Source organism: Hymenobacter tibetensis (genome assembly GCF_022827545.1).
Taxonomy (GTDB): Bacteria; Bacteroidota; Bacteroidia; order Cytophagales; family Hymenobacteraceae; genus Hymenobacter; species Hymenobacter tibetensis.
The window spans coordinates 4,237,837-4,255,316 of the sequence record NZ_CP094669.1; the positions used below are offsets into that span (position 1 = coordinate 4,237,837).

The 17,480-nt window shown below is 56.1% G+C and carries 15 protein-coding genes; 12 read left to right on the forward strand and 3 right to left on the reverse strand.

The window, feature by feature from the left end; genetic code table 11:
- The first annotated feature begins 21 nt into the window (after positions 1 to 21).
- From MTX78_RS16995 to MTX78_RS17005, 3 genes are all read left to right on the forward strand, one after another.
- Positions 22 to 369, forward strand: a complete 348-nt coding sequence (locus MTX78_RS16995) for an ArsR/SmtB family transcription factor (RefSeq protein ID WP_243796774.1) — start codon at positions 22 to 24, stop codon at positions 367 to 369.
- A 30-nt stretch (positions 370 to 399) separates the two neighbouring features.
- Positions 400 to 981, forward strand: a complete 582-nt coding sequence (locus tag MTX78_RS17000) for an ArsI/CadI family heavy metal resistance metalloenzyme (RefSeq protein WP_243796776.1) — start codon at positions 400 to 402, stop codon at positions 979 to 981.
- A gap of 107 nt (positions 982 to 1,088) precedes the next feature.
- On the forward strand, positions 1,089 to 1,520 hold the full coding sequence (locus MTX78_RS17005) for an arsenate reductase ArsC (protein ID WP_243796778.1): 432 nt from the start codon (positions 1,089 to 1,091) through the stop codon (positions 1,518 to 1,520).
- Between the two features lie 87 nt (positions 1,521 to 1,607).
- Here the strand turns inward: MTX78_RS17005 and tsaD are convergent, their stop codons facing one another.
- Both tsaD and MTX78_RS17015 read right to left on the reverse strand, forming a co-directional pair.
- On the reverse strand, positions 1,608 to 2,621 hold the full coding sequence (tsaD, locus tag MTX78_RS17010) for a tRNA (adenosine(37)-N6)-threonylcarbamoyltransferase complex transferase subunit TsaD (protein WP_243796786.1): 1,014 nt from the start codon (positions 2,619 to 2,621) through the stop codon (positions 1,608 to 1,610).
- Between the two features lie 109 nt (positions 2,622 to 2,730).
- A complete protein-coding gene (locus MTX78_RS17015) occupies positions 2,731 to 4,086 on the reverse strand; it encodes a DUF6138 family protein (RefSeq protein WP_243796792.1) in 1,356 nt (451 codons plus the stop codon).
- A gap of 447 nt (positions 4,087 to 4,533) precedes the next feature.
- Here MTX78_RS17015 and MTX78_RS17020 point away from each other — a divergent pair, with 447 nt between their 5' ends.
- The 9 genes from MTX78_RS17020 (at position 4,534) to MTX78_RS17060 (ending at position 16,852) form a co-directional block, all read left to right on the forward strand.
- Entirely contained in the window at positions 4,534 to 9,084 is a 4,551-nt protein-coding gene (locus MTX78_RS17020) for a translocation/assembly module TamB domain-containing protein (RefSeq protein WP_243796794.1), read from the forward strand.
- Between the two features lie 302 nt (positions 9,085 to 9,386).
- Positions 9,387 to 10,280 (forward strand): cell division protein FtsX, encoded by an 894-nt coding sequence (locus MTX78_RS17025; protein ID WP_243796801.1) that lies wholly within the window; start codon positions 9,387 to 9,389, stop codon positions 10,278 to 10,280.
- A gap of 101 nt (positions 10,281 to 10,381) precedes the next feature.
- Entirely contained in the window at positions 10,382 to 10,696 is a 315-nt protein-coding gene (locus MTX78_RS17030) for a DUF3098 domain-containing protein (protein WP_243796802.1), read from the forward strand.
- Between the two features lie 50 nt (positions 10,697 to 10,746).
- Positions 10,747 to 11,613: an undecaprenyl-diphosphate phosphatase gene (locus MTX78_RS17035; protein ID WP_317258909.1), complete on the forward strand. Its 867-nt coding sequence runs from the start codon at positions 10,747 to 10,749 to the stop codon at positions 11,611 to 11,613.
- An 8-nt stretch (positions 11,614 to 11,621) separates the two neighbouring features.
- On the forward strand, positions 11,622 to 12,512 hold the full coding sequence (gene truB / locus MTX78_RS17040) for a tRNA pseudouridine(55) synthase TruB (protein WP_394805592.1): 891 nt from the start codon (positions 11,622 to 11,624) through the stop codon (positions 12,510 to 12,512).
- A 340-nt stretch (positions 12,513 to 12,852) separates the two neighbouring features.
- The gene (locus tag MTX78_RS17045; protein ID WP_243796810.1) at positions 12,853 to 13,809 is read left to right on the forward strand and encodes a bifunctional riboflavin kinase/FAD synthetase; all 957 of its coding nucleotides are present in this window, start codon (positions 12,853 to 12,855) and stop codon (positions 13,807 to 13,809) included.
- A gap of 238 nt (positions 13,810 to 14,047) precedes the next feature.
- Entirely contained in the window at positions 14,048 to 14,752 is a 705-nt protein-coding gene (locus MTX78_RS17050; protein ID WP_243796812.1) for a CoA transferase subunit A, read from the forward strand.
- 108 nt (positions 14,753 to 14,860) lie between these two features.
- Positions 14,861 to 16,171 carry a serine hydrolase domain-containing protein gene (locus MTX78_RS17055; RefSeq protein WP_243796814.1) on the forward strand — a complete coding sequence of 437 codons (1,311 nt, stop codon included), beginning with the start codon at positions 14,861 to 14,863 and terminating at the stop codon, positions 16,169 to 16,171.
- A gap of 24 nt (positions 16,172 to 16,195) precedes the next feature.
- Positions 16,196 to 16,852 (forward strand): 3-oxoacid CoA-transferase subunit B, encoded by a 657-nt coding sequence (locus MTX78_RS17060; protein WP_243796815.1) that lies wholly within the window; start codon positions 16,196 to 16,198, stop codon positions 16,850 to 16,852.
- 120 nt (positions 16,853 to 16,972) lie between these two features.
- Here MTX78_RS17060 and MTX78_RS17065 read toward each other — a convergent pair whose 3' ends face one another.
- Positions 16,973 to 17,452 carry a hypothetical protein gene (locus MTX78_RS17065; RefSeq protein WP_243796817.1) on the reverse strand — a complete coding sequence of 160 codons (480 nt, stop codon included), beginning with the start codon at positions 17,450 to 17,452 and terminating at the stop codon, positions 16,973 to 16,975.
- Positions 17,453 to 17,480: the final 28 nt, after the last annotated feature.

Consider the following 17,480-nt stretch of genomic DNA (forward strand, 5'->3'; position numbering starts at 1 on the left):
TACGTCATACATCATTGCTATATGACCTACGCCAAAACCGCAGTCTTTACTGACGAGCAACAGCAACTTGCTCGCGTGGCAAAGGCCCTTGCACACCCGGCTCGGGTGGCCATCATTCAACTACTGGCTTCCAAGAAAACTTGCATTTCCGGTGACATTGCGGCCGAGTTGCCTCTCTCTCGCACGACGGTTTCACAGCATTTGCAAGAGTTGAAAGCCCTAGGATTGATTCGGGGCGAAATTGATGGACTTACCGTCTGCTACTGCCTCAACACCGAGTTGCTTCGCCAAGTGCAGCAGCAATTCAGTGCCTTTTTCACCGAGGCCATGGCTGTTGAAGCCTGCTCGCCTGGTACTACTTGCTGCTAATTCGTTTTCCTACCCTACGTCTCTTTACTTATGGAACCTGCTGTTTTCCCCCGGATGCACGTCTCGCTGTACGTCTCCGACCTAACCGCCACAGTTAATTTCTACACTGCTTTCTTTGGCCAGCCCGCTGCCAAAATCCGCCGCGGCTACGCCAAATACGTGTTGGATAAGCCTTCCTTAATTATCTCTTTCGTCGAGAATCCGGAACGCGTGGCAAGCAACTTCGGGCACCTTGGCTTTCAGGTGGAGACTGTGGAAGAAATGGAGCAACGATTGGCTGTTGCGCACAAGTTCGGCTTGGTTGCTCGAGAAGAAATGGGTACTAGCTGCTGCTACGCCAAACAAGACAAATTCTGGGTCAACGACCCCGACGGTGTGGAATGGGAAGTATATTACTTCCACGCCGATGCCGAGTTCAATGACCCACGCTATCAGCAAGAGTACGACCAAGCCGACGCAAGCAACACCCAATGCTGCATTGCCCCAACCGCCAAGGCGCAACCAGCTACACTAAACGTACTAGATACTGCGCCAATGGCTTTTCCGCTAACAGCGGCTACTCCGGTTATAGCGCCTGCCACTGCGTGTGCTCCTGGCGGCGGATGCTGCTAGCTGAGTTTCACATTTTTCAGGTAATCACTGGCCGGATTAGCGCGGCTGGCAGGGTGGTACTCTTGTAGCCACGTCTGGCTACTCGCATAGCTTTAGTTTTCAAGTCGATGTCCACTACCTCAAATATCCTGGTGCTCTGCACCGGTAATTCCTGTCGTAGCCAATTGCTACACGGCTACCTCCAGCAACAACTCGCAGGCCGGGCTACCGTGTACAGCGCAGGGGTGGAAGTCCATGGCCTCAACCCCAGGGCAGTACAGGTGATGGCCGAGGATGGCGTGAATATCTCTCACCACACCAGCAACCACGTAGACGAGTACTCGGCTGTACCGTTTGATTTCGTGCTCACTGTCTGTGACCACGCCAACGAAGTGTGCCCCGCCTTTCCTTCATCCGCGCAAAAACTGCATCACAACTTCCCCGACCCCGCCAAAGCAACGGGCACTGAAGAAGAAGTGATGCAGGAATTCCGCTCAGTCCGCGACCAGGTGAAAGACTATGCTCGTGACTTTGTACGGGCGCAATTTGCCACCACCTAACCGAATTGAAACACCCTCCGGCTTCTCCCTTCTTGTCAGTGCTCTGGCCCAGACCGGCTACTATTCATTGGCCGGTTCAGACCTATGCTACGAACCAGAAGTTAGTTTTAGCCGTGGGTCGGAGCTAACGAGTTGATTGGCGAAGTCGCCGGCTTGGTATTGAAACTGCGCCGTCATGGCCACCATGCCCGCGTTGTCGGTGCAGAACTGGAAGTCGGGAATAAACACTTGCCAGTTTTGGCTGGCCGCTTCATCGTGCAGGGCCTGGCGTAGGCCGGAGTTAGCAGCCACCCCACCGGCTAAGGCTATCTGGGTGAGGTGATGGTCGGCGGCGGCGCGACGAAGCTGCCGCAGCAACGTTTGAATGATGGTATACTGGATGCTGGCGCAGAGGTCGGGCAGGTTGTCTTGGATGAACGCAGGGTCTTTGGCCGTTTGCTGGCGCAGGAAATACATAACGGCCGTTTTCAAGCCGCTGAAGCTGAAATCGTAGCCCGGCATGGTCCCGATGGGAAACGGAAAGCGCGTGGGGTTGCCCTGACGGGCCAGCTTGTCGAGGTGCGGCCCGCCGGGATACGGCAGACCGAGAAGCTTCGCCGTTTTGTCGAACGCTTCTCCCGCGGCATCGTCAATAGTTTGGCCGATGATTTCCATATCCAGCGCGCCGCGCACAATCACCAGTTGGGTATGCCCCCCACTGACCGTCAGACACAGAAACGGAAATTCGGGTCGCGGTTCCTCAATGAAATGCGCCAGGATATGCGCCCGCATGTGATTGACGGCGATGAGTGGCTTGCCCAGGGCCAGAGCAAAGGTTTTGGCAAACATGCCGCCTACCAGCAAGGAACCGAGCAAGCCTGGCCCCTGCGTAAAGGCCACGGCATCCAGGTCTTGCTTAGCAACGCCGGCTTTGTGCAACGCAGCCGTCACAACTGGAATCAGATGTTGCTGGTGGGCACGCGAGGCTAATTCGGGCACCACACCGCCGTATTGCTCGTGGACTTGCTGCGTGGCCACCACGTTGGAGCGGATTTCACCGTCTACCATGACGGCAGCGGAAGTATCGTCGCAAGAGGATTCGATGGCGAGAATGGTAGGCATACAGAGAAAAGTAAATTGAAGCAGGCACTGGAGGCACTACTCGTTGCAAAGGCGGTTTGCGCGGCAAGTTGTAATCAGAACAGACAACGGCTAAATGTTGTAGCAGCGGCTACTCACTTTCTATTTCTATTTTCTCGAACAGCTCGGCATAGAGTGGGCGCAACGTCTCACCGACGCTGCTCAACAGTTTGGGGTATTTGTGTACGGGGCCAAAAATGGCATGCAGCACCGATTCCCACAGGTAATCTGCCACTTCCTCGCCGTCCTCGTTTTCAAGATAGTCTACTAGATACTGCGCGAAAGTAGCTTTGAAAGTTAGCAGCATTGTTAGTTTCTCCGCGTCCTGAAATTGCTCGGCAAACAACTTATAGTGCTTATGCTCCTGCGTCGATAACAGGCAGCTCATGAAAACAGGCAGGCTTTCCTGAGTAATGACAAATTTCTCGACGAAGGCGGGTGTGAATTTCACTTGTATTTCCTGGTGTTCTTTGTCCACGGTCTTCATGTACTGCTTCACCAACCCGAAGTACGCGTCGCTTGTCAGGCCCAAGGCAAACACGGCGAAGGTGGATGGCATAGCACATTCTTCGCTGTCGATGTTAGTGTACCATTCGTTGGTCCTCATGGCGAGGTGAGCATACTCCACCAGTAGCGGATGCACGCTCTCGTAGCTCACGGCATTGGCAAACAACGCGTGTACACCCTTCTTTGGCAGCCCTTTGATAGGCAGCCAAGCTTTCTGCTTGCTGCTGAACTCGATGGAATAGCTCCTAGGAAAACTGGTTTGCAGCAGTCGATTGATGAAGTGAAAAACCCGCTGGTAGCTTTCGGCCACTTCTTCTTTCACCGTTACCTTGATAGTGCCAAAGGCATCGTTAGCAACGCAGCTCACGTAGCCGTCTTTGTACTCGGTTAGCTCTTTGGGTAGTTCGCCACTACCAAACTTCTTCAGCTTGGCCACCTCATCCGACCCCAAATCAGTGGCCATTTGAAAATACCGATTTGCCATTACGCTGGCATAACTCGGGCCGTACTTGAGGTGGCAAACTGCCAAATAACACATGAACTTTATATGGTCGGGAGAAGCCGTAGTAGGATCTGCATCAGGCCTAAGCTTTAACAGTACAACTCTGGTCCATTTATCGCCTTCATTCTCGTTATAGAAGAAAGGCTTTTTGATAGTGGCTTCTACCCATTTATCGAGCGGAAAATAAATACCATTGAACCCTTTCTTGTCGATCTTCCGAAGCTTTTCAAAAAACTCAACGGCTCTTTCCAACACAAAAGGTTGTTGCTGAAGAAAGTATTTTATCAACGGACTATCCAAGCAGTTCTCCTCACCGGGCACTTGGTAAGGAAATGGATAGATCTTGGCAGGCTTGCAGGTCTGAGCAAATACGGCTTCCACATATTTATCCAGCACAGCTTCGTTTCCCTCTACTTCGGTGATGTAGTCGATGTTCATAATGGATAGCTCTCGTCGGTCTGTACCTGGTGCTTTTGCCAATGTATAGCACGCAAACCTAACCTATCTAGAAATACAGGTTAGCCGCTAATACCGTTCTGCTTCACTACGTATTCGCTTGTTGAAGCGCTTTTCCTGTTGGGCCTATGCGGGTGGCCGGCTGCAAGAAGAAGACTGTTGTTTCTTTTGCGTGGCAGGAGGTTTCTGCCAAACAACAGGACTCAGGAACAAGTAGCCCGACAGACGGAATTTCCCATAAAGTTCGTTTAAAAGCTTAAACTGATTGCGCTGAATGCCGTCTGAAGCTTAACCAATGGCTGCGTGGTATCGTTCTTGCCACAGCGGTAGCGCAACCATCGGGCTCTACCGCGCAACGGTTAACCCTGTATCTTCGCCTTTTCCGCTCTGCTTTAGCCTGTTTCGCCCGTGCCCCGTTTCCTCTCTGTTATGCTAAAAGTGCTGCTAGCGTTGGTGCTGGTGGTGATAGTGGCAGTGGTGGGGGCGTTGGTAGCGTTGCGCATCCCGAGCGTCCAGACGCGGCTAGCCCAGCAGGCGGCCGACATCCTGACCGACAAGTTAGGCCAGAAGGTGGTGGTGGGCCGGGTAGACATCCGCCCGTTTTCGCGGGTGTTGCTCCAAGGGGTGCAAGTGCTGGACCGGCGCGGAGGTGAGTTGTTTAATATTGGCCGGGCCGATGCGTCTATCAGCCTATTCAGTGTCTTCGACCCGTCGCACCTGCACGTGAGCAACCTCACGCTGGAAGAACCGCGCTTTGCGCTGGTAACCTATAAAGACCAGCCCGATTCCACCAATCTGTCGCAGTTTCTGAGCGCCGTTAGGCGGCTGGTGGGGCCTTCCGATACCACCAAAGTCAGTAAGCCCTTCGACTTCAAGATTGGCACCGTGAGCTTGCGCAACGGCCGCTTCATTCTCGACAACGAGAACACGCCCCGCGCCGAGTACTATGGCCGCTCCATGGACTATGCCCACATGCGGCTCGACAGCATTTACGCCGATGTATCGGAAATCTGGCTGCGCGGCGACACCATTCACACTCAAATCAACGGCCTGCGGACCGTGGACACGCCCTCCGGCACCCGCCTACGGGAGCTAACGGCCAACATGACCTACGCCGCCAAGTTTTGGGAGTTTTCGAGCTTGAACTTGCGCGTGGGCAGCAGCCGAATCCACGATTACATCCGATTCGAGTACGCGCACTTCCTCAACTTCACCGACTTCAATGACTCGGTGCGGGTGGTGGCGCGGCTACAGCCCTCGCGCCTCTACTCCGACGACATTGCCCAGTTTGCCCCCCAACAGTCGGTGCGCGACTTAAAGGAAACCGTGCTTTTGTCGGGGGAGGCTACCGGCTACGTTCGGGACTTCCATACCAAGAATCTGGACATCCGTTACGGCAAGAACACGCACGTGGTGGGCAATATTGGGGTGGAAGGGCTTCCCAATTTCAAGGAAAGCTTCGTGGAAATGAAGCTACAACCCTCCGTGGTTGATGGGCGCGACATCCGGCGCTACATTCCGGCCTCGGGCTGGCCGTACGTGCAGCGGCTGGGCGTGGTGCAGCTGAAAGGGCAGTTCCTGGGCTTTTATAACGACTTCGTAGCCAATGGCAGTTTTGATACGGCACTCGGTTCGGTGGTGTCCGACGTCAATCTGAAGTTCAAGACCGACCCGCGCTTCTCATCTTATGAAGGCGACATCCAAACCACCAATTTTCAACTAGGCAAGCTGCTAGGACAAGAGAAGACGGTGCGCGACGTTACGATGAGCGGGCGGGTGCAGGGCGTCGGGTTCACGCCGGAAGGTGCCCGCCTGACGGCCCGGGCCACGGTGCAGCGTATCTGGCTGAACGGCTACCGCTACCGCAACATCACCACCGACGGGCGCTTCAGCCGCGAGTCGTTTACAGGCCGCATTGCTGCCAACGACCCCAGCCTCCAATTCGATGCCACCGGCACGGTGGATCTGAATAAAGCCACGCAAGCGTTTGATGTGCGGGCTCGGGTGCGTCGGGCCGACTTGCGCGCCTTGGGTTTAACCAAGCAAAGCGTAACGGTAGCTACCACTGCCGACGTGAAGTTCCGGGGGTTGCGCCTCGACGATTTACTGGGCCGCATTATTCTGCGCAACACACGCCTTGGCTACGCGGGCCGCACCGTAGCGCTGGATACGTTTGATGTAATCAGTGCACGCACCGCCGGGCAACGCCAACTCACGGTCCGTTCCGAAGCGCTTAACCTGATAGCCACCGGCAACTTCAACTACACCGAAGTGATTCGAAGCTCCCAGGTGCTGCTTACGGAATACGCTTTGAATTTCGAGAGCAACGACGCTGCTATTGCCACCTACTACCGCCGCAAGCGCCAGGTGCCGATTCGGGAATACGCTATTGCACTGGACTTGTATCTGAAGAAGCCTAATCCAGCATTGCAGCTGTTCATGCCGGGCCTAAAGATTTCCAACTACTCGCGTATTGATGGTTCATTCCGCAACGGCCAAACCTCTATTTTCCAGCTTGGCGGCAGTTTCGACACTCTCCAGATTGACAGCATCCGCACCTACCGCACAGCTTTCGATTTCACCACCTCCAAGCTGCCGTACCAGCCCGAGGTGTTGGCGCAGGCCAGCATCACCTCAGAGCGCCAAGTACTCCCGGCCCTAGGCAAGACCGAGCGGTTCTACGTGGAGGGCGTGTGGGACCAGGAGCGCATCAACTTCTCGACTGCACTTATCCAGTCCAATTCCACCAACCGGGCCCAGATAAACGGCGCCCTGTCGTTTCTACCCGATGCAGTGCAGGTGGTGTTCCGGCAGTCGGGCGTGAACTTGTTAGGCAAGGATTGGACTATTGCGCAAGACAATGCCGTGGTATTCTCCAACAAGGGCCGAGAAATTGACATTCAGAATCTGACGCTCAGCAATGGCCTCCAAAGCATTAGTGCACAAGGCTTTGTTTCGCAGGATGCCAGCAAGGAGCTGAAACTGCTGGTGAAGGACATGGAGCTAGCAACGCTTAACTCCCTCACCAACCAAAACATGACCGGCCGCGTGAATGCCGAAGGCACGCTAAGCGGCGTGTATGGCCCGCTGGCTATCAACTCCACCCTCACGGTGGATTCGCTGAAGCTGGATAATGTACTGATTGGCGACGTGACGGGGAAAAGCAGCTGGGACAACAACGCCGAGCAGATCCTGGTGGACATGGATGTGCTTCGCAACGGTGCGCGGGCCGTGCGCGTGGCCGGCACCATTGCCCCTAACCACCCCACCGACCAGCTCAACCTAACCGGCGTGCTGGATAATGCCCCCGTTAAGCTGGCCGAGCCTTTCCTTAAAACCATATTCCGTGACCTGGGTGGCACGGCCGAAGGCACGCTACGGCTAGCCGGCCGTTTCGACGGGCCGCACCTGACCGGAACGCTAGATGTAAAGGAGGGCCAGCTCACCTTTATTTATTTAAATACCACCTACACGTTCTCTGACCGGATTCGGTTTGCCGAGGACCGGATTGCGCTCCGCGACATTCGGATGCGTGACCCGCTGGGCAATGCTGGCACCATCACCGGCGACATTCTGCACGACGGATTTAAGAATATGCGGCTGGACCTAGATGCTTCGTTTCGCAAGCTACTGGTGCTCAATACCACCCGCAAAGACAACCAGCTGTACTTCGGCACGGCCTACGCCACCGGCACGGCCCGCGTCGATGGTCCTTCCAACAATCTCGTGGTGAACGTGCAAGCCCGCTCCGACCCTGGCACACGCCTCTCCTTGCCGCTTGACAACGCAGCCAAGGCCGAGCAGGCCAGCTATATCCGCTTCGTGAACCGCAACTTGCTCGACACGGCCCGCACACCCGTGCCCATCGGGGTGCAGGAGAAGATAGACCTTTCGGGTATCCGGCTGAACATGAACCTGGAGGTGACCCCCGATGCTTACGTCGAGATTCTGCTCGATGAAAGCACGGGCGACGTTATCCGGGGAACGGCGGCTGGGCGGCTGCGCCTGAACATTGATACGCGCGGCGACTTCAATATGAGTGGGCAAATTGAGATTGTGCGAGGCGCTTACAATTTCACGTTGCAGGGCCTTGTTAACAAGGAGTTTGTGGTGCGGCCCGGCGGCACCATTGTCTGGAACGGCGACCCGCTGGCCGGCGAGATGAACGTGACGGCAGCCTACACGCAACGTACGTCGCTGGCGCCGGCGCTGCCTGGCAATACGGCGGTAGTGCCCGTCACGGCGGTCATGAACCTGACGGGGCCACTGTTGCTGCCGGCTATCAAGCTAAACCTGGAGTTCAATGACATTCCCTCGTCACTGGAAGGCGACTTAGCGCCGTTTCTGTCGTCGCTGCGCAACGACGAGCAGGAGCTAAACCGACAAGTATTTAGCTTGGTAGTGTTCCGGCAACTGGCACAGGTAGGCTCGTTGTCGTCGGTTACTTCGTTCCGGGGGCAAGACAACGCCTTGGGCAACAGCTTGGGGCAAATTATTTCCACGCAGCTCGGGGCTCTTACGTCGCAGCTAGACCCCAATCTGGAAATCAGCTTCAACTTCAGCGGCTTATCGGCCGAACAGCTTCAGGCCTTGCAGGTGCGCCTGAGCTATTCGTTCCTGAACGGCCGGCTGCGCGTTACGCGCGAAGGTGGCTTCAACAACGGTGGCGTGGTCACGACAGCCAATGGCACCACGTTGACTGGTGCCAACACGTCGGTTATCGGGGATTTGAGCTTGGAATATGCATTGCGAGCCGACGGTAAATTCCGAGCTAAGCTGCGGTACGAAACCACTCCCCGCGACTACAGTGGCCTCACCAACCAAAACCAGGCCCGGGCGGGCATCTCCCTGCTTCACACCGAGCAGTTCGATTCCATAACCGAGCTATTTGCCCGCAAACACCTGCGTCGCCGCGAAACCAACGCCCGCAAAGCCCGCGAAGTCCTAAACGTGGACGACGACCCACGGACCACCTTATAGGAAGTTATTACATGCTTTGTCGTTCCAATATTTCGCGCATCAAGCGGCGAGAGGAATCTGAGTGAAGCCGTTCAACAGCTAAATCCAGATTCCTCACGGCGCTTGATGCGCGAAATATTGGAATGACAAGGATTGCCACCTACGTGGTCATACGAAACTACAATACACCCGCTGACAGGGTGCCGCCATGTCCGCTCGCGGCAGCACGCTGGTCTTTCTGAGAGAGGCAGGCTTTGTTAATGATTGTTAATCATTGCCTCAACTTCTCCTCTAGTCATTCTTACGCTTACCTTTGCCTTTCTATGCCCCCAACCCGTCCGACTCGTAAGAAAAAGCTTGGCAGCTACCCGCACACCATGGTAGTGTTCAGTATTACGCTGGCGTTGCTGGTCATTGGGTTGTTTGGGCTGCTCCTGATTCATGCGCATAAGCTTTCCAACCTGGTGAAGGAAAACATTGAGATGCAAGTATATCTGGAGCGCGACTTGCCCCCAACTGAGCTACTGCGCCTGCAACAAGACTTTTCGCGCAAGCCCTACATTGCCCTCCGTGACCAGAAGCCGCAAGTGCGCTTCTTATCGAAGGAGGAAGGAGCCAAACAGTTTATCGACCAAACCGGCGAGGACTTCAAAACCTTCCTGGGCGACAACCCGCTGCGTGACGCCTACATTCTGAAAATCAAGTCGGAATACTCTGACTCGCTGCAAATGGGCCGCATCGAGCGAGAACTGAAGGCTGAACCAGGCGTGCACGAGGTACAGTATGTGCAGAGCCTCATCAGCTCCATCAACCAGAATGTGCGTAAGCTCAGTTTAGTGCTGCTTGGCTTCGCGGTGGTGCTCACTATTGTCGTGACGGTGCTCATCAACAATACCATTAAGCTGGCGTTGTTCTCACAGCGTTTCCTTATTAGGAGCATGCAGCTGGTGGGAGCCACCTCGTTCTTTATTCAGCGGCCTTTCTTGCGGCGCGCCACCTGGCAGGGTTTGGTAAGCGGCGTTCTGGCGGCTTTGCTGCTGCTGGCGCTGCTCCAATACGCCTACCTACAAGTGGCCGACCTGCGTATTCTGCGCGACGACCGGCTTATTGGGGTGCTGCTGCTGGTGATGGTGGGCCTGGGTTGCGGTATTGGTTTTCTTAGCTCTTACCGCGCCGTACGTAAATACCTGGGCATGTCGCTGGATGATCTGTACTAACCCTTCACTTGAAACGCGAATTCAACCTGCGGAAGAGCCCGAGCCGTTGCGCTGCCATCCGCTTCCGCCTGTCCGCATCTGTTCTTTCCTAACTTGCTTTTATGGAACCTACACAACAGCCTCGCTTTGCCTTCGGGACGCGTAACTACCGCCTGATGTTTATTGGACTAGCCGTGCTGGCGGCAGGCTTCATCACGATGACGTTGGACTCCGCTGACTATGGCGAAGGGTTCTTGGGCATCACCCTAGGTCCTATTTTGCTGATTATTGGGTTCATTATCGAGTTTTGGGCCATTATGGCGAAGCCTCACGGCTATGCACCCGTCGCCAATGACGCTACCACCCGCGAAACTCTCGCTCAGCAGCCCGCCCCTGCTGCGCCTCCCGTCACCGCTCCCAGCTACAAGCGCCCGTAGTTGCTCACCCCCGAAGCGCCAGCTTCGCGTATGGTGCGCCTGCCCCTGACATGCCACGTCAAGGACACGTGCGCACGCCCATTTTCTACGAGACACGAAGCTGGCGCTTCGAGCTACACTCCTTGCATATGAATTACTGGCACGCGCTGCTATTGGCCATTGTTGAAGGCTTAACGGAATTTTTGCCGGTTTCCAGTACCGGACACATGGTTATCGTAGCCAATCTGCTCGGCATTGGGCAGTTGCCATTCACCGAAACCTATATCACCTCCATTCAACTAGGGGCCATTCTATCGGTGGTAGCGCTTTACTGGCGCCGGTTTCTGCAAAGCGTAGATTTCTATGTGAAGCTGATTGTGGCATTTTTGCCGTTCGGCGTTCTAGGCTTCCTGCTGAAAGACGTTATCGAAGAATTATTGAAGAGTGTAACCGTTGTGGCGATTTCGCTGGTAGTTGGCGGCATTATTCTGCTGTTCGTGGACCGTTGGTTTTCCAGTCCGCGCAAGGAAGTGACCACGCCTAGCACCATGCAAGCGCTTAAAATCGGGCTGTTTCAGTGTATCGCTCTGATTCCGGGCGTGTCGCGTTCGGCGGCTACCATCATTGGTGGCTTGGCCCAAGGGTTCGACCGGCGCTCGGCCGCCGACTTCTCGTTCCTGCTGGCCGTGCCCACCATGTTCGTTATCACGGCCTACCAGCTCTACAAAACCTACAAGGTGAGTGCGCCTGGTGCCGACGACATGAAGCTGCTTTTGTTTGGCAACGTCATAGCCTTTGCGGTGGGATTGTTGGCGGTGAAGTCGTTCGTGAACTTTGTATCGCGCTTTGGCTTCCGGGCGTTTGGCCTTTACCGCATCATTGTGGGCGTTATTATTTTGGTAATGATTGGGTTGGGCATTGATTTGAAGCTGATCTAGCCCTTGGTGTGCCGCTTGGCCTTGCCTGGCTGATGCAGCTACCGCTCCTACCTCATAACACAGAAAACAACACCAACATGACAGAGGCCACCTTTCCTCCTTTTGATTTCGAAGCCGGTGAAGTGCTGCTGCTTGATAAGCCCCTTACCTGGACTTCCTTTGATGTGGTACGCAAAGTCAAGAATACGCTGCGCATCAACAAAATAGGGCATGCTGGCACCCTCGACCCATTGGCTACCGGGTTGCTGATCCTCTGCACCGGGAAGAAGACCAAGCAAATCGATCTGATTCAGGCGCAGGAGAAAGAGTACACCGGCACCTTCCGCCTAGGCCAGACCACGCCTAGCTTCGACCTGGAAACTCCCGTTGATGCAGAATTGCCTTTCGAGCATGTAGCAGAAGCTGCCATACGGGCTGCTACGGCGCCGTTCACCGGGCTTATCGAGCAGACGCCGCCGCTGTTTTCGGCCGTAAAGGTAAATGGCGAACGGGCCTATGAAGTGGCCCGCCGCGGGGAGGAGGCAGTTATCAAGAGCAAGCAGGTCACCATCAAAGAGTTCACCATCACCCGCGTAGCACTACCCGAAGTGGACTTCCGGGTGGTTTGCTCGAAAGGCACCTACATCCGCAGCCTCGCCCGGGATTTTGGGGCCGCTTTAGGATGCGGTGCCCACCTGACCAAGCTGGTTCGCACCCGCATTGGAGACTACACCTTGGCCGAGGCCCTGAACATGGAGCAGATAGAAGCCCTGCGTCCGGCTCGCCCTCAAGGTGCCCCCGACCGGCCGCCTCGGCCCCAACGGCAGCACCGCCCCGAACGCCGGGCCGGCCTGGAGTACTACAATGCTACCAACGTAGCTCCCGAACCAGATATCAACTCGGAAAATACCCCTACCTAGTCTCTGCAATTGCTCTCAAGCACTGAGGCAACTTGCCTGGTGCTGTGTAGGTAAGTGACAGGTGCCTTCAGGTTTTCAATGCAAAGCTTGAATTCAGTAGCACAGCGGCGGGGTAGCGTGGCTAGCGTTGTAGCACCTACTACCGCCTGCTGGAATCGAGAATTGAGCGCAGGAAATATTGCATTGCTCGCACCCTCGCAGGCGCCTAACCGTACTGTAGGTTATTGATAGTGCAAACCACTGGCAGCGTTTGAAAGCTGCTATGTATTCTGCTTGAAACAGGCAATTGCTGGCGCTACGAAGCAGCGCAGCCACTCCACCCAACGAAAATCAGTGATTTATGGAAGTCATTCGGGACCCGGCTCAGTTTCCTCACCTCCAGGGCAAGGCGGTGGTTACCAGCGGCACGTTTGATGGTGTGCATTTGGGACACCAGCAGATTTTGCGGCGGTTGCAGGAAGTAGCGCAGCAGAGCGAGGGGTCGTCGGTGGTGATTACCTACTGGCCGCACCCGCGCCTGGTGCTTGATGCGCCGCCCTCCCACCCCAACCCGCACGATTTGCACCTGCTCAGCACGCTGGAAGAGCGCATCAAGAAGCTCGCTGATTTTGGCGTTGACTATCTGCTCATTGTGCCGTTCACTCGGGAGTTTGCCGCCTGGACTTCGGAGGAATACATCCAGAACATTCTGCTGCGCACCGTGGGCACGGGCAAGCTGGTGATTGGCTACGACCACCGTTTCGGCAAAAACCGGGAAGGCGGCTTCGATTACCTGCGCACCAACGCCGACCGGTACGGGCTAACCGTAGAAGAAATTCCGCGCGAAGACGTGGATGCGGTGGGCGTAAGCAGCACCCGTATCCGCCGCGCCCTGGAAAGCGGCGACATCCTAACTGCAAGCCGCTACCTGGGGTATCCCTATGAGCTTAGCGGCACGGTAGTGAAAGGCAAGCAGCTCGGCCGGACCATCGGCTGGCCTACGGCAAACGTGCAGGTAGAAGAGCCGCTCAAGCTAGTGCCAGCCCGCGGCGTGTACGCCGTAATGGTTACTACAGCGGCGGGTACGCACCATGAAGCTATGCTCAACATTGGCGTGCGGCCCACCGTCGGCGGCGACTTGGCGCAAACTATCGAAGCCCACTTGCTGGATTTCAGCGGCGACTTATACGACCAGTCCCTCACCGTTCAATTCGTGGCCCGCTTGCGCGACGAGCAAAAATTCGACGGTTTGGACGCCCTAAAAGCCCAGCTAGCCCTGGATGCAGAAGATGCCCGGCGGCACTTGGTAGGAGGCTAGAACGCCTTGCCCAGAAAAGCCGTCAGGCTTCGGTTAGCCGAAGCCTGACGGCTTTTCTGGTTTACTGGTGTCTGCTTTACTGCCCCTCACAGGCAGCGTCCTGTTACTTCATTGTTTCCAATGGTTGTTTTCGGCGTTGATTACTGGGGATTCAAGAAATTCGGTGGACTTTTACCCCTCCATTGCGCGGCACCTGCGGTGCCGTACCTGCTGCCTATCTATTCCCACCCCCTGCTCTATGATCAACAAAGTAGTTCCTGATGCCCAAACGGCTTTGCACGGCCTTACCGATGGCATGACGCTCATGCTTGGTGGCTTCGGCCTATGCGGCATCCCCGAAAATTCCATCCAGGAAATTCTACGCCTTGGCGTGAAGAACCTGACTTGCATCAGCAACAACGCGGGCGTCGATGGTTTTGGCATTGGCTTGCTATTGCAACAGCGGCAAGTCAAGAAGATGATTTCCAGCTATGTGGGCGAAAACGCCGAGTTTGAGCGGCAGCTACTGAGCGGCGAGCTGGAAGTAGAACTGCTGCCACAGGGCACGCTGGCCGAGCGTATCCGGGCTGGGGGAGCCGGTATTCCAGCTTTTTACACCCCGGCAGGCTACGGCACCGAAGTAGGTGAGGGCAAGCCCAGCCAGGAGTTTTACGGCAAAATGTACTTGCTGGAAACGTGGCTAAAAGCCGATTACGCCTTCGTGAAAGCCTGGAAAGGCGACACCGCTGGCAACCTCATCTACAAAGGCACGGCCCGCAACTTCAACCCCATGATGGCAACGGCCGGCAAAATCACGGTGGCGGAGGTAGAGGAACTGGTGCCCGCCGGCGAGCTAGACCCCAACCACATTCACACGCCGGGCATCTTTGTGCAGCGCATTTTCCAAGGGAAAAACTACGAAAAGCGCATCGAGCAGCGCACCGTACGGGCTTCAACCAAGTAGTATCTCACGCTGGGTTTTGCCGGGTATACAGTATGGAGCGCAGGTTCACTTCACAGACTACTACGAAACGTTTTGTTGCTCCTCCCGAAATCAACCTATCAGTCTACTATGAAAAAAACAGCCTTCCTCCTTCTCCTTTCCCTCTCATTCAGTGGCCACTCGTACGCCCAAACGGTAGCTCCGGCCAAACTCAAGAGCAGCAAGTCGCAGACCCTCTCGGCCAAGCCCGAGCAGCTGCCGGGCCTCGACCAGCTGCTGCAGGAATACACGGCCGATAACCGGGTTCCGGGTGCCATTGCCTTGGTGGCGCACAACGGCAAAATCATCTACCGTAAAGCCTTTGGCTATGAGGATGTAGAAGCGAAAACGCCCCTCAAGCCCGACGCTATTTTCCGCATTGCTTCGCAAACCAAAGCTGTTACCAGCGTGGGCTTGATGATGCTTTATGACGAGGGGAAATTCCAGCTCGACGACCCTATTTCCAAGTACTTGCCGGCTTTCCGCAACCCTAAGGTGCTGGCTACTTTCAACGAGAAAGACTCCACCTACACCACCGTTCCGGCCAAATCTGAAATAACCATCCGGCAACTGTTCACCCACACTTCGGGCATCAGCTATCCGGTAATCGGCTCCAAGGAAGCCACTGCTATTTACGCTAAAGCGAATATTCCGAGCGGCATTGGCACGCCGGGCGGCAACTTGGCTACGTCCATGAATGCGTTAGGAGCGCTGCCGCTGATGCACCAGCCGGGCGAGAAATTTACATACGGTTTAAGTGTGGATGTGCTGGGCTACTTAATTGAAGTGCTTTCCAAGCAGCCCCTCGACCAGTATCTGCGCACCCGTCTCTTCGACCCGCTTGGCATGCGCGACACCTGGTTTTACCTGCCCGCCGAAAAGCAAAATCGCCTAGCAACTCTTTACGCCGAAGACGCCAACAAAGCTACTGTGAAGAGGGGAATGCAGGGACGTATGACGCCCGACTACCCCAAGGCCGCAGGCACCTACTTTTCGGGCGGCGCGGGTCTTTCCTCTACTATCGATGACTACGCCGTCTTTTTGCAAATGATGCTCAACGAGGGCGAATACAACGGCCGCCGCATCTTAAAGCCCGCCACAGTGCGCCTGATGACCAGCAACCAAATCGGCGACGTCAACCAGGGCGACAATAAGTTTGGCCTCGGCTTCAGCATCACCACCGCCAAAACTGCTGACACTTCGGGCCTCTCCGAAGGTTCTTTCGAGTGGGGCGGCATCTTCGGCACCACCTACTGGGTCGACCCCAAGCTGAAAGTTGTGGCTCTTCTCTACACGCAGAAATACCCCAACACCACCGCCCGCGACCTGGCCGGGAAGTACAAGGTACAAGTACGGCAGGCGGTAGTAGGCACTCCTGCTCCTGCTGCATCTGCCAAATAACCCTCTCTCCCTCTCCCACCCATTATGTTAGACAAACACGGCATCGCCCGGCGGATTGCGCAGGAAGTGCGCGACGGGTATTACGTAAACCTTGGTATTGGCATCCCGACGCTCGTAGCTAACTACATACCCGCGGGCATCAACGTGGAGTTGCAGTCCGAAAACGGCTTGCTGGGCATGGGTCCCTTCCCTACCGAGGACGAAGTGGACCCCGACCTCATCAACGCCGGCAAGCAAACCGTAACCACCCTACCCGGTTCCAGCCTCTTTTCCTCCTCCGACTCGTTCGGGATGATACGCGGCGAGCATGTGGACCTGACCATCCTCGGGGCCATGGAGGTTTCCGAAAACGGCGACATTGCCAACTGGAAGATTCCGGGCAAAATGGTGAAGGGCATGGGCGGCGCCATGGACTTAGTAGCTTCGGCCAAAAACATCATTGTGGCCATGCAGCACGTGGCCAAAGACGGCAGCAGCAAGTTGCTGCCCGCCTGCACGCTGCCTATTACGGGCCTGCACTGCGTCAAGAAAATAGTAACCGAACTAGCGGTGCTCGACGTGACGCCCGACGGCTTTGTGTTGCGTGAGCGGGCGCCTGGTGTCAGCGTCGAGCAGATTCGGGCGGCTACAGCGGGTAAGCTGGTGGTCCCCGACGAAGTGCCGGAAATGACAGGCGTGTAACCTCGGCTCTTTCCTACAAAAGGACCTTGCTGCGTTGAAAGAGTCGTTGTTACTACGGCGCTTCATCTACAGCAAGGTCCTTTCGTTTTCGGGAAGGCCGTTGAAATTTACAGCGCCTCGCTATTTCTGGGTGCGGCGGTAGGCCTGGGCCATGATGCGCTCGGCAGCCTCGCGGGTGAAGTGCGAGAAGTATTTGCGCAGCTGCAGCAGGGCATCCGGAGCGGAGAGGCCGCCGGCGTGCACGGCTTCGGCTAGGTAATCGGCGAGCGTATCGGGGTGGCCGGTGAGGGCCGGAAACTCGTGGTTGGTTTTATAGCGGGCCAGAATATCTACGCGAAGCCAGTCGGGCGCGCCGGGCACCTGGGTTAGCAGGCGCTCCATCACGAGTTGCACCTCGTCCATGAACAAGGTGCGCACAAGACCGGGCGGCGCGGGCACAGTTTGGCCAGCGGCAGCTACCAACAGCACGGCCGCCGGCATGGCGGGCTGCCAGCGGTGCACGTCGGGCGGGGCGCATAACCAAGCCGTTGGAGGAAAACTCTCGGGCGAGGCCAGCAGCCGGCCCAACGTCTGGAGACGACGTTCTTCGGGCGGAAGCATAGTGCAAGGTACAACGGCCCAACCGGAT

What these genes read in the sequence shown, in the direction of transcription:
- MTX78_RS16995 (WP_243796774.1), top strand. Translation starts at nt 22, where the DNA reads ATGACCTACGCCAAAACCGCAGTCTTTACTGACGAGCAACAGCAACTT.
- MTX78_RS17000 (WP_243796776.1), top strand. Translation starts at nt 400, where the DNA reads ATGGAACCTGCTGTTTTCCCCCGGATGCACGTCTCGCTGTACGTCTCC.
- MTX78_RS17005 (WP_243796778.1), top strand. Translation starts at nt 1,089, where the DNA reads ATGTCCACTACCTCAAATATCCTGGTGCTCTGCACCGGTAATTCCTGT.
- tsaD (WP_243796786.1), bottom strand. Translation starts at nt 2,621, where the DNA reads ATGCCTACCATTCTCGCCATCGAATCCTCTTGCGACGATACTTCCGCT.
- MTX78_RS17015 (WP_243796792.1), bottom strand. Translation starts at nt 4,086, where the DNA reads ATGAACATCGACTACATCACCGAAGTAGAGGGAAACGAAGCTGTGCTG.
- MTX78_RS17020 (WP_243796794.1), top strand. Translation starts at nt 4,534, where the DNA reads ATGCTAAAAGTGCTGCTAGCGTTGGTGCTGGTGGTGATAGTGGCAGTG.
- MTX78_RS17025 (WP_243796801.1), top strand. Translation starts at nt 9,387, where the DNA reads ATGCCCCCAACCCGTCCGACTCGTAAGAAAAAGCTTGGCAGCTACCCG.
- MTX78_RS17030 (WP_243796802.1), top strand. Translation starts at nt 10,382, where the DNA reads ATGGAACCTACACAACAGCCTCGCTTTGCCTTCGGGACGCGTAACTAC.
- MTX78_RS17035 (WP_317258909.1), top strand. Translation starts at nt 10,747, where the DNA reads ATGCCACGTCAAGGACACGTGCGCACGCCCATTTTCTACGAGACACGA.
- MTX78_RS17045 (WP_243796810.1), top strand. Translation starts at nt 12,853, where the DNA reads ATGGAAGTCATTCGGGACCCGGCTCAGTTTCCTCACCTCCAGGGCAAG.
- MTX78_RS17050 (WP_243796812.1), top strand. Translation starts at nt 14,048, where the DNA reads ATGATCAACAAAGTAGTTCCTGATGCCCAAACGGCTTTGCACGGCCTT.
- MTX78_RS17055 (WP_243796814.1), top strand. Translation starts at nt 14,861, where the DNA reads ATGAAAAAAACAGCCTTCCTCCTTCTCCTTTCCCTCTCATTCAGTGGC.
- MTX78_RS17060 (WP_243796815.1), top strand. Translation starts at nt 16,196, where the DNA reads ATGTTAGACAAACACGGCATCGCCCGGCGGATTGCGCAGGAAGTGCGC.
- MTX78_RS17065 (WP_243796817.1), bottom strand. Translation starts at nt 17,452, where the DNA reads ATGCTTCCGCCCGAAGAACGTCGTCTCCAGACGTTGGGCCGGCTGCTG.